This window comes from Microvirga makkahensis (genome assembly GCF_009830105.1).
GTDB classification, from domain to species: Bacteria; Pseudomonadota; Alphaproteobacteria; order Rhizobiales; family Beijerinckiaceae; genus Microvirga; species Microvirga makkahensis.
In genome coordinates this window covers 230,200-243,376 of record NZ_WURB01000004.1, presented here as the reverse complement: position 1 = coordinate 243,376, position 13,177 = coordinate 230,200, and the positions used below count along the sequence as shown (strand labels likewise).

Here is a 13,177-nt window from a genome sequence, read left to right as displayed (position 1 = left end):
GGCGCTGGGCTCTCCAAGGGTTCACCAGGGGGCTCTCTCGACAACTGAGATAGCGCAGCCCGGTTTCAGCTGAAGGCCCCGATACGAAAGATCATTCCTTTTCCGGCCGCATGGGATCCCCCTCCTTCACGCCGAGCGCATCGGCGAGCCGCATCCTGGCGGAGCCCGGCCTCAAGGGCTTCTGCTGGCTCTCGTGCGGTGCCCAGCCGGAGAGCCAGACGATCTCGAAGGTCGCAGGGATTCGCCCGTCGGGATCGGCGAAGCGCTCCGCATAGATCCCGGCCGCGCGCATCAGGGTGCCGCGTTTCAGAGGCGTCCGGCGGCGATCGTTCAGCGCGTTCGTCAGACCCATGGCGCGCAGGTCGCGCATGAGGGCAAAGGCATTGGCGTAGCGCACGCGGACGATGTCCGTATCGGTGACCGGCAGGGCGAAGCCGGCCCGCTGGAGCAGGCCGCCGATGTCGCGCAGGTCCGCGAAGGGAGCGACACGCGGGCTCACCCCGCCATCCATTTCGGCCTCGGCCTGGGTCAGGGCCTGCCGCAGTTCGGTCAGGGTGGCGCCGCCGAGCAGCGCGCCGACGAACAGGCCGTCGGGCTTGAGCGCCCGCCGGATCTGGATGAGCGCGCCCGGAAGATCGTTGACCGCGTGGAGAGCGAGCAGCGATACCGCCAGATCGAACCGTTCCCCGGAGAAGGGTAACCGCTCCTCGTCGCCCAGCACGCTGCCTGCCTCGGGCGTGGGGGAAAGGCGCACCACCTTCTCCGCGAGGCCGCCGCGCATCAGGGCATCGGCCGCGGCAGGCGTCGGCGTTCCCACGTCGAGGGCCAGGGAGAAGGAGCGCAGCACGGTGGCCAGCCGCTCCTGCAGGTCCTCCAAGGCACGAACCAGGAGGAAATCGGCATAGCCGGCCCTCAGCGCGCGCGAGAGGCGCTGGCGGACAAGGGTGCGGTCGAAGACGTCGGGTGTGCTCATCAGGCGCTCGATATGGCGTGTAACGGCACGCCAGCCAAGGGAATTCTAGCCAAGGACATTTTCCGGGGCCTTCTTGGACCGCATCCCCTCCGCGTCATGACCGGGCGCGTCCCGGTCATCCAGATCGGAAAGACGCGGCCCTCCAAGCCATTGGCGTCACCGGCACAAGGCCGGCGACGACGTGCAGAAAACGGGTTTCACCGCCCACGCCGGCACCCTGCCCTAGAGAGCGTAATTACATCTCGTCCATCAATCCCTTATCCGCTAAGCTTGTCCGATGAGCGATCTCACCGAGACGCAACGGTCCGGACTATCCTCCCGCGTGCTCCACGCGACGCGAGAGGCCGGCCGCTTGATGATCGGCCTGGTTTACCCGCCCGGCTGCATCGCCTGCGAGGCGGCGACGGGCGAGCCGCACGGGCTGTGCGCCGCCTGCTGGTCCGGCATCCGCTTCATCGAGCGCCCGTTCTGCGAACGGCTCGGGATGCCTTTCCCCGTCGATCTCGGGCAGCCCCTGGTGTCGCCGGCCGCCCTTGCCGACCCGCCCGTCTTCGGGCGTGCCCGGGCGGTAGCGGAATACGACGGGACGGCGAGCCTGCTCGTGCACCGGCTCAAGTACAATGACCGGCTGGAGCTGGCGCGTGCCTTAGGGAGCATGATGGCCCGGGCCGGGGCTGAGCTCCTGCACGATGCGGACGTGATCGTCCCGGTGCCGCTTCATCGCTGGAGGCTCTGGGGGCGGCGCTTCAACCAAGCCATGGCCCTGGCCAGAGTGGTCTCTGGGGAAAGCGGCCTGCCTTGCGACCCTTCAGTCCTTGCCCGCGTCAAGCCCACGCGGCGTCAGGTGGGCCTCACCAAGGCGCAGCGGCGGGAGAACCTGCAGGGCGCATTCCGTGTGCCGTCCGAGGCCAGGACCGGACTGACGGGCAAGCGGGTGCTCCTCGTCGACGACGTGCTCACCACCGGCTCCACTGCCAATGCGGCGGCCCGGGCGCTCCTGCGGGGCGGCGCGGCCTCGGTGGACGTTCTCGCGTTCGCGCGCGTTGCGCAGGAGTTGTGAACCGGGCCCTGTTCTTCCTATATCTAGGCTCCGGAGCATCGTCTGGTGCGACCCGAAGGGCCACGGCAGTGAGAAGCCGGGCCCACTTTTTCGCACGATGCGCCAAGCACGGAGACATTCATGCCGTCCATCACGATCTACACTAAAGGCTGGTGCCCCTATTGCGCGGCCGCGAAGAGACTTCTCGACGAGAAGGGCGCAGCCTTTACCGAGATCGATATCGAGAAGACCCCCGAAGCACGGGCGGAGATGATCCAGAGGGCCAAGGGGCGCACGACCGTGCCGCAGATCTTCATCGGCGAAAGGCATGTGGGCGGCTGCGACGACCTCTATGCGCTCGACGACCGGGGGCAGCTCGAACCCCTCCTTCAGGCCTGACGGAGAGCCGCCCCGATGACCTCCTCCCCCCGCTTCACCGCCGCCTGCATCCAGATGCGCTCCGGCCGCGATGTCCTCGAGAATCGCGACGCCGCCGTGGCCCTCGTGCGCCAGGCCGCCGATCAGGGCGCGCATTTCGCCCAGACGCCCGAGATGACCTCCCTCGTCTGCCGCGACCGGGCGGAACTGTTCGAGAAGATCGGGCCACAGGATCAGGACCCGGTTCTCGCGGCCCTTCGCGAGGTGGCGCGGGAGAAGGGCATCCTGGTCCAGATCGGCTCGATCGCCGTGAAGGAGGGCGACAAGGTCGCCAACCGGGGCTTTCTCATCGACCGGGACGGCGACGTCGTCGCCTCCTATGACAAGATCCATCTCTATGACGTGGACCTGCCGAACGGGGAGAGCTGGCGCGAATCCGCCACCTATACGGGCGGCGATACGGCGGTTCTGGCGGAGACGCCCTGGGGTCTTCTCGGCATGACGATCTGCTACGACGTGCGCTTCGCCGCCCTCTACAAGGCGCTCGCCGAGAGGGGCGCATCGTTCCTCACGGCTCCGGCCGCCTTCACCAAGCAGACGGGCGAGGCCCATTGGCATGTGCTCCACCGGGCCCGCGCCATCGAGACCGGCTCGTTCATGATCTCCGCCGCTCAGGGAGGGCTCCACGCGGACGGCCGCGAGACCTTCGGCCACTCAATCATCGTCGATCCCTGGGGACGCGTGCTGGCGGAAGCGGACACGGAGCCCGGCGTGATCCTGGCGGAGATCGACCCGGCCCTCGTCACCGAGGTGCGCGGGCGCATTCCGACCCTGAAGAACGCGCGCCCCTTCGAGATGGCGGCCGCCTCCGACCCCAAGCCCCTCGGTCTGGCGGCCTCCGCCTGACCGTTATCGTTGCGTGTGTTGAAACACTTAAGGACATGATCAAGTACGCCCTGGCCTGCGAGCAGGCCCACGAATTCGAGAGCTGGTTCCCGTCGAGCGAGGCGTTCGAGACGCAGCGCGAGCGCGGTTTCGTGACATGCCCGCTCTGCAACTCCTCCAAGGTGGAGAAGCAGATCATGGCGCCTTCCATCGCGCGCACCGACAAGGTCCCCGCTGCGCAACCCGAGGCGCAGGCCATGGCCGTTCTCTCGGACAGGGAGCGGGAGATTCGCGCGGCTTTGCGCGCCTTGCGCGAGCACGTGATGAAGAACGCGGAGAACGTGGGCAAGGACTTCGTCGAGGAGGCCCGCAAGATGCATTACGGCGAGGCCGAAGAGCGCTCGATCTACGGCGAGGCCGACCTCGAGGAAGCGCGCTCGCTGCTGGAGGAGGGAATCGACGTGTTGCCGATCCCCCATGTGCCGGACGACCGGAACTGAATGTGCAGCATGAGCCCTAATCTGATAAAGGCGTAGAGGCCTCCTATCGAATCTTCGAGAAATATCACATTGGCCCTGATCTCGACTTTGCGGCTGACGTGACCGCCAGCGATGGAGCGCATGCGCAGATGACGAGAGAATTGATCGGCAATCCGCTGCGGGGCCTGAGCCCCGATCTGGTCTTTGCCTATCCCGAGTACATCGATGCTGCCCCTTATGAGGGAGCCTATCGAGCCAACGAGTTCCGCTACTTCCTTCCACGTCTCCTTGAATTGGTTGCCGCAAAAGCGCCTGGCAGCGATTGGGCACTGGAATGCCTCAGGGGGAATCTGGACAGAGCCCATTTCAGACGAGCCTGGCCCGGCCCCGAAGTCGAGGCCATCGATCTTGTCCTCAGCTTGGCAGATCTCGAATCTTCGAACTCACGCCCCATCTGATTCTCGGAATTGAGGCGGAGCAGCCCCTTGACGGTTTTCTTCACCAGCGACACTCATTTCGGCGACCCGCGGGTGCTGCGGATCGACAAGCGGCCGTTCAAGACCGTTGCCGAGCATGACGAGGCGCTCATCGCCAACTGGAACGAGACCGTCTCCCCCGAGGACGAGGTCTGGCACCTGGGCGACTTCGCCCTGCATGCAAGCCCAGAGCGCATCGACGAGCTGCTCTCGGGGCTGCACGGGCGCAAGCACCTGATCGCCGGCAACAACGACGGCCCGGCGACGCTCGCCGCCAAGGGCTGGGATAGCGTACAGGCCTATGCGGAGCTCAATGTGGGCGGCCGCGCGGTGGTGATGTGCCACTACGCCTTCCGCACCTGGAAGAACATGGGCCGCGGCTGGATCGATCTCCACGGCCACTCCCATGCCAAGCTGAAGCCTCAGACCCGGCAATACGACGTGGGCGTCGACGCATGGGATTATCGCCCCGTGAGCCTCGAGACGATCCTCAGCACCAGGCGCCGCCGGGCAGCCGCGCAAGCCTGAGCGGCAGAGTTGCTCCCGATTTTGTGATGGGATAGCGGGTCCCCGGGGCCTTCCGTGCCGGGGCTTTCATCGTATGACCGGCCTCCACCAAGGAGGATGGATGCATGGATCGGCCGGACAGCAAGCTAGCAACGAAGCGGCGCATTACGCTGATGCGCAAGTTCTTCGACAGCGAGGCATCCGGCGGCATAATCCTGATGGGGGTGACGGTGATCGCCCTCGTCCTCGCCAATTCTCCCCTGGCGGATCTCTATTTCGGAGTCCTGAAGACCTATGTTCTGGGCCTCAGCGTGCTCCACTGGATCAACGACGCGCTGATGGCGGTGTTCTTCCTGCTGGTGGGGCTCGAGATCAAGCGCGAGATGCTGGACGGGCAGCTCTCCACCTGGCCCCGGCGGATCCTGCCGGGTATCGCGGCATTGGGCGGCATGATCGTGCCGGCTCTCGTCTACCTCGCCATTACATGGGACGAGCCGCAGCTCCATCACGGCTGGGCCATCCCGGCCGCCACCGACATCGCCTTCGCGCTCGGCGTGCTGGCAGTTCTCGGATCGCGCGTGCCCACATCCCTCAAGATCTTCCTGACGGCGCTCGCGATCCTCGACGATCTCGGCGCGATCGTTATCATCGCCCTGTTCTACACGAGCGACCTCTCGCTCGCGATGCTGGGCGCGGCCGCGCTCTGCCTGATCGCGCTCGTGGCCTTCAACCGCCTCAACGTCACGAGCCTTGTGCCTTATCTCCTCGTCGGCGCGGTGCTGTGGTTCTTCGTGCTCAAATCGGGCATTCACGCCACGCTGGCAGGCGTCGCCCTGGCCCTGACCGTTCCGCTCCAGCCCAACCCGAAGAAGACCCGCGAGGAGGATGCGCCGCTGCACCGGCTGGAGCACGCGCTTCATCGTCCCGTCGCGTACGGCATCATCCCGATCTTCGGCCTCGCCAATGCGGGCGTGGCGCTGTCCGGTCTCTCGCTCGATGTCCTGCTCAGCCCCCTGCCGTTGGGCATCGCCATGGGCCTCTTCATCGGCAAGCAGCTAGGCGTCTACGCCTTTTCCTCGGCCGCGATCCACTTCGGGCTCGCCGACATGCCCGCAGGCGCCACCCGCCTGCAATGCTACGGGGTAGCGCTCCTCTGCGGCATCGGCTTCACCATGAGCCTGTTCATCGGTGCGCTGGCCTTTCCGGAGAACCCGGAACTCACCGACGCCACCAAGATCGGCGTGCTCATGGGCTCAGCCCTGTCGGCCCTGGCGGGCTTCGCCCTCCTCAGCTTCGCCCCGCGTGAAAAGATTCAGGTGCGCGAGGCCAGCAGCATGTAGTTGACGGCGAGATCCCGCGAGAGAGACCAGCTGTCCCTCAGTGGATTGTAGCCGACGCCGGTCAGGTCGTTCACGCCGAAGCCCGCGTTCCTGAGAGCGTCGGTCAATTCGTCGGGGGTGACGAACCTGTCCCATTCATGGGTGCCCTTCGGCAGCCAGCCGAGGATGTACTCGGCCCCCACGATGGCGGAGGCGAAGGAGCGGAGCGTCCGATTGATCGTCGCCATAACGAGGCAGCCTCCCGGCCTCACGGCCCGGGTGCAGGCCGTCACGAAGGCCTGCACGTCCGCCACGTGCTCCACCACCTCCATGGCGAGAACCATATCGAAGCTCTCGCCACGCGCTACGACCGCCTCGACAGTCTCGTTGCGGAAATCGACGGGTACCCCCGCCCGCTCCGCATGGAGACGGGCCACCGAGACGTTGGTGGGAGCTGGATCGAGGCCCGTCACCTTTGCTCCCAGGCGCCCCAAAGGCTCCGACAGCACGCCCCCGCCGCAGCCCACATCGAGAATCGTCAGTCCCTCGAGGGAACGGGCGGAGCGCGGATCCCGCCCGAACCGGCGGCAGGCCTCGTCGCGGATATAGGCCAGCCGCACCGGGTTGAACTTGTGCAGCACCCTCATGGGGCCGTCCGGGTCCCACCAAGTCTCGGCGATCCGTTCGAATCGGGCGACCTCGGCCGGGTCGATGGTCGTGGAAGCGCCGTCAGGCATAGGTTTAAATCCCCTGAACGAAGAAATGATTTCCGCGCGTTGACAGCGTGCGGCCCTACCGTCATGTATACGCGCCTTTCCGAACTCGCGAAGGGCAAAATTTTCCCCTTCAACCAACGGCCTTCTTCGCATGCCCCGTCTTGTCATGAAGTTCGGCGGTACATCCGTCGCCAACGTAGAGCGCATCCGCAACGTGGCGCGGCATGTCAAACGCGAGGTCGAGGCCGGCTACGATGTCGCCGTGGTGGTCTCGGCCATGGCAGGCAAGACCAACGAGCTGGTCGGCTGGGTGAAAGAGGCCAATTCCCTCTACGACGCGAAGGAATACGACGTGGTCGTGGCCTCCGGCGAGCAGGTGACTTCGGGCCTGCTCGCCATCGCCTTGCAGGAGATGGGGGTCAGCGCCCGCTCCTGGCAGGGCTGGCAGATCCCGATCCTGACCTCGGACGCCCACGGAGCGGCGAGAATCGCCGACATCGACGGTTCCGGCATCATCAGGGGCTTCGAGGCGAACAAGGAAGTCGCCGTGGTTTCCGGCTTCCAGGGAGTCCACCAGGAGACCCGGCGCATCACGACCCTGGGCCGCGGCGGATCGGACACCAGCGCCGTCGCGCTGGCCGCCGCCATCGGGGCCGAGCGCTGCGACATCTATACGGACGTGGACGGCGTCTACACCACCGACCCGCGCGTCGTGCCCAAGGCACGGCGCCTGGACAAGGTTTCTTACGAGGAAATGCTGGAGATGGCCTCCCTCGGGGCCAAGGTGCTCCAGGTGCGCTCGGTCGAGCTCGCCATGATGCACCGGGTACCCACCTATGTGCGCTCCAGTTTCGACGATCCCGCCGACCCCAAGCTCGGCACCCTCATCTGCGACGAGGAAGACATCATGGAACAGCAGGTTGTCACGGGCATCGCCTATTCGCGCGACGAAGCCCAAATTACGTTGCGGAATGTGGCCGACAAGCCGGGCATCGCCGCCTCGATCTTCGTGCCCCTGGCCGATGCCAACATCAATGTGGACATGATCATTCAGGTGGTCTCGGACGACACCACCACTACGGACATCACCTTCACGGTGCCTTCCGCGGAATACGAGCGAGCCTGCGCGGTGCTCAACGCTCACAAGAGCGAGATCGAGTTCCGAGACCTCCAGGGCGCTACGGACGTGGTCAAGGTCTCGGCCATCGGGGTCGGCATGCGCAGCCACACCGGCGTGGCGGCCAAGGCCTTCAAGGCCTTGGCGGACAAGGGCATCAACATCCGGGCCATCACCACGTCGGAGATCAAGTTCTCGGTGCTGATCGACTCGGCCTACACGGAGCTTGCGGTGCGCACGCTCCACTCGCTATACGGCCTGGACAAAGCCTGACCGGCGCGCGTCCCGATTGACGGCCGGTCGGTCGGGCTGCAACACTGAGTCAACAACCGCCGGTTCGCTTCACCGGCTCCGAAAGACGGGAACCTGAAAGCTCATGCCAAGTGCTCCCGGCGGTCCGCGCCTTCTGCTGCGCCGCCTCCGCGAGATTATGGCGGAGCCGGTGGGGGCTCAGGACCGCCTCGACAAGATCGTCATCCAGATCGCCGCCAACATGGTGGCGGAGGTGTGTTCCGTCTATGTGCTGCGAGGCGACGGCGTGCTCGAGCTGTTCGCCACGGAAGGTTTGAACAGGGAGGCCGTCCACCAGACCGTCATGCGATCGGGCGAAGGCCTCGTCGGCCTCATCGCCTCGACGGCGGAGCCACTGGCCCTCTCCGATGCCCAGAGCCACCCGGCCTTCTCCTACAAGCCCGAGACCGGCGAAGAGATCTACCATGCCTTTCTGGGCGTGCCGCTGCTCCGGGCCGGCAATACCCTGGGCGTCCTCGTCGTTCAGAACCGCACTTACCGCGTCTATACGGAAGAAGAGGTCGAGGCCCTTCAGACCACCGCCATGGTGGTGGCCGAGATGCTGGCTACCGGCGAGCTGCAGGCCCTCGCCCCCATCGAGACCGGGATTGCCCTGCGCCGCCCCGTCTACCAGAAAGGGACGGCGCTGGCTGACGGCGTGGGCCTCGGCTACGTGGTGCTCCATGAGCCCCGCGTCGTCGTCAGGAACCTGATCGCAGAGAATGTCGAGGCGGAGCTGCAACGCCTTGAGAAGGCGATCGGCGAGGTGCGCGCCTCCATCGACGAGCTGATCGAACGAGGCGACGTGGCCCATCACGGCGAGCACCGCGAGGTCCTGGAGACCTTCCGCATGTTCGCTCACGACCAAGGCTGGCTGCGCCGCATGCGCGAGGCGGTGGCCTCGGGCCTCACCGCCGAGGCGGCGGTCGAGAGGGTGCAATCCGACAATCGCGCCCGCATGCTGCGCCAGACCGATCCTTATCTTCGCGAGCGCCTGCACGATCTGGACGATCTCGCCAACCGGCTGCTCTTCCGGCTCGTCGGGCGGGACATGGTGGCCGAACGTGAATCGCTTCCCGACAACGCCATCATCGTGGCCCGCTCCATGGGACCGGCCGCCCTCTTGGATTACGACCGCTCGCGCCTGCGCGGTCTCGTGCTGGAGGAAGGCGGCCCCACGAGCCACATCGCCATCGTGGCGCGGGCGCTCGGCATTCCCGCCGTGGGCGAGGTGTCCAACGCGACCTCGCTCACCGAGCCGGGCGATGCCATCATCGTCGACGGCGCGGCGGGAGAGGTGCAGATCCGACCGAGCGCCGATGTGGAAGCCGCCTATGCCGAGAAGGCGCGGCTTCGCGCAAAGCGCCAGGAGCAGTATCAAAAGCTGCGCAACGTGCCCTCCGTCACCAAGGACGGGGTCGACATCGTCCTGCAGCTCAACGCGGGCCTCCTGGTCGACCTGCCGCATCTCGCCGAGACGGGCGCGGCGGGCGTCGGCCTGTTCCGCACCGAATTGCAGTTCATGATCGCGGAGAGGATGCCCTCGGCCTCCGATCAGCAGGCGCTCTACAGCGCCGTGTTCGCGGAAGCCGGCGAACGGCCCGTCACCTTCCGCACCCTGGACATCGGCGGCGACAAGATCCTGCCCTACATGCAGGCCCTCGAGGAGGAGAACCCGGCTCTGGGCTGGCGCGCGATCCGCATCGGGCTCGACCGGCCGGGGCTTTTGCGCGCGCAGGTGCGCGCCCTCCTGAAGGCCGCCGCCGGGCGGCCCCTGAAAATCATGTTCCCGATGGTGGCGACCTGCGACGAGTTCGAGCGCGCGCGAGCCATCGTGGAGCGCGAGAAGAGCTATCTCTCGCATCATGGCCACGCCCTGCCCTCCGATCTGAGGCTCGGCGTGATGCTGGAAGTGCCCTCGCTCCTCTTCCAGCTCAAGGAAATCTGCGATCGCGCCGATTTCATCTCCATCGGCTCGAACGACCTGATGCAGTTTCTCTTCGCCATCGACCGCGAGAACCGGCGCGTGGCGGACCGCTTCGACCCGCTGAGCACGCCCATGCTCCGGGCCCTGCGCCTCGTCGCGGAGCAGGCGCGGGTCTCGGGGTGCCAGGCGACCCTGTGCGGGGAGATCGGCGGACGTCCCCTCGAAGCCATGGCTCTGCTGGGCTTAGGGTTCCGCTCGCTGTCCATGTCCCCGGCCTCGATCGGGCCGGTCAAAGCCATGCTCCTCGCCCTCGACGTGGGCGAGCTCGAAGCCTTCATCCAAGAGGAATTGGAGAATGCCGGGAGCGGCGATACGCTGCGCCCGAAGCTTGTCCAATTCGCGGAAACCCGTGGTATCCCGATCTGATGTCGATCGCACCTCCCTCCGACCGCCTGAATGCGATTCTCGCGCGCCATGACATCATCACGGCGACCCTCAATGCCGGCCCCGACCCGGAAACCTTCGTCGCGCTGTCGCGCGAGCTTGCGGAACTCGACGGAGTCGTCGGCGCGATCCGCGCCTATCGCGCCATGGAAGACAACCTGAACGGCCTTCAGGCGCTGATCGACGACCCCGCGACCGATTCCGAAATGCGCAAGCTCGCGGAGGAGGAGCTGCCGCAGGCGCGCGAGGACCTGGAAAGGGCGGCGCAGGACCTGCGCGTCATGCTTCTGCCCAAGGACGAGGCGGACGAGAAGAGCGCGATCCTCGAAATCCGAGCCGGCACGGGCGGCGACGAGGCCGCGCTGTTCGCGGGCGACCTCTTGCGCATGTACACGCGCTACGCGGATTTGAAAGGCTGGAAGGTCGAGATCGTCTCCGCGAGCGAGGGCACGGCGGGCGGCTACAAGGAAGTGGTCGCCGAAGTCAAAGGACGCGGCGTGTTCGCCCGCCTCAAGTTCGAGAGCGGCGTGCATCGCGTGCAGCGCGTGCCCGACACGGAAACGCAGGGCCGCATTCACACCTCCGCCGCTACCGTCGCTGTGCTGCCCGAGGCGGAGGGCGTGGATATCATCATCAACGAGGCGGATCTGAAGATCGAGACCATGCGCGCTCAAGGAGCGGGCGGCCAGCACGTAAACAAGACCGAATCCGCGATCCGCATCACGCATCTTCCCACGGGCACCATCGTGTTCGTGCAGGATGAGCGCTCGCAGCACAAGAACCGCGCCCGCGCCATGGCGCTGCTGCGCTCGCGCCTCTACGACGCCGAACGCACGGCGAAGGATGCGGCGCGCGCCGCCGACCGCAAGTCGCAGGTCGGCTCCGGCGACCGCTCGGAGCGCATCCGCACCTACAACTTCCCGCAAGGCCGCGTGACGGATCACCGGATCAATCTCACGCTGTACAAGCTAGAGGAGGTGATGGCTGGCAATGCGCTCGACGAGTTGATCGACGCGCTCGTCACTGAGCATCAGGCCGCCCAGCTCGCCGCCCAGGATCAGGCCGCATGATCGAAGGCCTGAGCCATATCACGCTCATCACCAGCGACCTTGCGCGGATGAGCGCGATCATGGAACAGGTACTCGACGGCAGGGAGGTCTACTCGTCAGGGAGCGAGACCTTCTCCCTCTCGCGAGAAAAGTTCTTCATCGTCGGCGGGCACTGGATCGCGGTAATGGAAGGGCAAAGTCTACCCTCGCGCAGCTACAATCACATCGCGTTCAAGATCGCGCCTTCGGCCATCGATGCGTATCGCGACCGCATCGAACGTTTCGGGCTGGACCTTCGCGAATCGCGTCCCCGCGTCGAGGGCGAGGGCCATTCGCTGTATTTCTACGATCACGACAACCACCTGTTCGAGCTGCATACCGGCATGCTGGAGGAGCGGCTCGAGCGATACCGGCTGGGTACCAAGGCTTGAGCCCCCTCACCCGCGCCCGGGCGCTCCAGGAACTGCGCCAGACCTTCGCCCGAGCCGGCTTCGAGACGGCCGCCCTCGACGCGCGGCTTTTGCTTCTCTCCGTGCTCTGCATTCCGGCGACGGCGCTCGTCACCGATCCCGATGTTCCGCTGACAGCCGGGGAGGCCGAGCGCCTCGCCGCCGCCACCCGCCGCCGCCTGGCCCATGAGCCTGTGGCGCGAATCGTCGGCGAGCGGGAGTTCTGGGGCCTGCCCTTCGCCCTCTCGCCCGAGACCCTGGTGCCGCGCCCGGACACGGAAACCGTGGTGGAGACGGCGCTCGACCTTCTGCCCGACCGGCAGGCCCCGCTGCTGATTGCGGATTTCGGCACCGGGTCGGGCTGCCTTCTGGTCTCCCTCCTCCACGAACTGCCCCGTGCCACCGGCCTTGGTGTCGATCTCTCGCTCGGCGCCCTGCGGACCGCCCGCCGGAATGCCGAGGCGAACGGGGTCGGCAAGCGGAGCCTTTTCGCCCTCTCCCACTGGGCGGACGCGATCGCGGGCGGGTTCGATCTGATCGTTTCGAACCCACCCTACATCGCCTCCTCCGTCATCCCGACCCTGGACCGGGAGGTGCGCGAGCATGATCCGCTCCTGGCGCTGGATGGCGGCCCGGACGGCCTGGAGCCCTACCGGACCCTCCTCGGCGAGGCGAAGCGCCTCCTGGTGCCCGGCGGGCTTCTGGCTGTCGAGATCGGCTACGACCAAGCCGAACATTTGCGAAGCCTGGCCGACGCCTACGGCCTTGAAATCCTGCGGGTCGCACACGATCTATCTGACAACCCCCGATGCGTTGCCTTGAGGCGTGCATGACCATGCAGGGTGAGGCATTCTTGCCTCAGGAGGGGGTAAAAGCTGAAAAATGGCTTGTTGGACCGGGAGGAACCCGCTAGATTCGATCATAGAGATCGTCCTCGGTCGTAAGAAAACGGCGGCTCCTGAGGGGACATGCCGGAAGACCAAACGATATCCATCGCGCAGGCAGGGGCATTTGAACAGCCAGGCGCGGTCATCTGAACCCGATACTGAAGGATAGTCAGGCGCCCTGAACGGCTCTGGCTGAACAACAGACGGTTTGCCACGCGAACGGTGGGCGTTGAGCCCGTTC

14 protein-coding genes are annotated in these 13,177 nt (G+C 66.2%); 12 read left to right on the top strand and 2 right to left on the bottom strand.

The annotated features are described in order from the left end of the window. Positions 1–91 precede the first annotated feature (91 nt). Positions 92–973, bottom strand: a complete 882-nt coding sequence (locus GR328_RS07715; protein WP_160883939.1) for a methyltransferase domain-containing protein — start codon at positions 971–973, stop codon at positions 92–94. A gap of 355 nt (positions 974–1,328) precedes the next feature. On the opposite strand from GR328_RS07715, the gene GR328_RS07710 reads away from it, so the two are divergent. The 7 genes from GR328_RS07710 (at position 1,329) to nhaA (ending at position 6,077) form a co-directional block, all read left to right on the top strand. Then, positions 1,329–2,033, top strand: coding sequence for a ComF family protein (locus GR328_RS07710; protein ID WP_246215763.1), 705 nt, complete (start codon positions 1,329–1,331; stop codon positions 2,031–2,033). Between the two features lie 120 nt (positions 2,034–2,153). Beyond that, positions 2,154–2,411 (top strand): glutaredoxin 3, encoded by a 258-nt coding sequence (grxC, locus tag GR328_RS07705; protein WP_160883937.1) that lies wholly within the window; start codon positions 2,154–2,156, stop codon positions 2,409–2,411. Positions 2,412–2,426: 15 nt separating this feature from the next. Next, positions 2,427–3,296 carry a carbon-nitrogen hydrolase family protein gene (locus GR328_RS07700; RefSeq protein WP_160883936.1) on the top strand — a complete coding sequence of 290 codons (870 nt, stop codon included), beginning with the start codon at positions 2,427–2,429 and terminating at the stop codon, positions 3,294–3,296. 35 nt (positions 3,297–3,331) lie between these two features. Continuing rightward, positions 3,332–3,775 (top strand): DUF1178 family protein, encoded by a 444-nt coding sequence (locus tag GR328_RS07695; RefSeq protein WP_160883935.1) that lies wholly within the window; start codon positions 3,332–3,334, stop codon positions 3,773–3,775. A 128-nt stretch (positions 3,776–3,903) separates the two neighbouring features. Next, positions 3,904–4,212 carry a hypothetical protein gene (locus GR328_RS07690; RefSeq protein ID WP_160883934.1) on the top strand — a complete coding sequence of 103 codons (309 nt, stop codon included), beginning with the start codon at positions 3,904–3,906 and terminating at the stop codon, positions 4,210–4,212. A gap of 27 nt (positions 4,213–4,239) precedes the next feature. Next, the gene (locus tag GR328_RS07685) at positions 4,240–4,758 is read left to right on the top strand and encodes a metallophosphoesterase family protein (RefSeq protein WP_160883933.1); all 519 of its coding nucleotides are present in this window, start codon (positions 4,240–4,242) and stop codon (positions 4,756–4,758) included. 104 nt (positions 4,759–4,862) lie between these two features. Next, positions 4,863–6,077 carry a Na+/H+ antiporter NhaA gene (nhaA, locus tag GR328_RS07680; protein WP_160883932.1) on the top strand — a complete coding sequence of 405 codons (1,215 nt, stop codon included), beginning with the start codon at positions 4,863–4,865 and terminating at the stop codon, positions 6,075–6,077. Here the strand turns inward: nhaA and ubiG are convergent. Further along, positions 6,050–6,793: a bifunctional 2-polyprenyl-6-hydroxyphenol methylase/3-demethylubiquinol 3-O-methyltransferase UbiG gene (ubiG, locus tag GR328_RS07675; RefSeq protein ID WP_160883931.1), complete on the bottom strand. Its 744-nt coding sequence runs from the start codon at positions 6,791–6,793 to the stop codon at positions 6,050–6,052. The two genes, nhaA and ubiG, sit on opposite strands and share 28 nt — an antisense overlap. 130 nt (positions 6,794–6,923) lie before the next feature. Between ubiG and GR328_RS07670 the strand changes: the two genes are divergently transcribed. The 5 genes from GR328_RS07670 (at position 6,924) to prmC (ending at position 12,882) form a co-directional block, all read left to right on the top strand. After that, the gene (locus GR328_RS07670) at positions 6,924–8,162 is read left to right on the top strand and encodes an aspartate kinase (RefSeq protein WP_160883930.1); all 1,239 of its coding nucleotides are present in this window, start codon (positions 6,924–6,926) and stop codon (positions 8,160–8,162) included. A 103-nt stretch (positions 8,163–8,265) separates the two neighbouring features. Next, positions 8,266–10,533: a phosphoenolpyruvate--protein phosphotransferase gene (gene ptsP, locus GR328_RS07665; protein ID WP_160883929.1), complete on the top strand. Its 2,268-nt coding sequence runs from the start codon at positions 8,266–8,268 to the stop codon at positions 10,531–10,533. Next, the gene (gene prfA, locus GR328_RS07660; protein ID WP_160883928.1) at positions 10,533–11,621 is read left to right on the top strand and encodes a peptide chain release factor 1; all 1,089 of its coding nucleotides are present in this window, start codon (positions 10,533–10,535) and stop codon (positions 11,619–11,621) included. Before ptsP ends, prfA begins: the two co-directional genes overlap by 1 nt. Continuing rightward, entirely contained in the window at positions 11,618–12,031 is a 414-nt protein-coding gene (gene fosX, locus GR328_RS07655) for a FosX/FosE/FosI family fosfomycin resistance hydrolase (RefSeq protein WP_160883927.1), read from the top strand. The genes prfA and fosX overlap by 4 nt, the downstream gene beginning before the upstream one ends. Further along, positions 12,028–12,882 carry a peptide chain release factor N(5)-glutamine methyltransferase gene (gene prmC / locus GR328_RS07650; protein ID WP_160883926.1) on the top strand — a complete coding sequence of 285 codons (855 nt, stop codon included), beginning with the start codon at positions 12,028–12,030 and terminating at the stop codon, positions 12,880–12,882. The genes fosX and prmC overlap by 4 nt, the downstream gene beginning before the upstream one ends. The last annotated feature ends 295 nt before the right edge of the window (positions 12,883–13,177 follow it).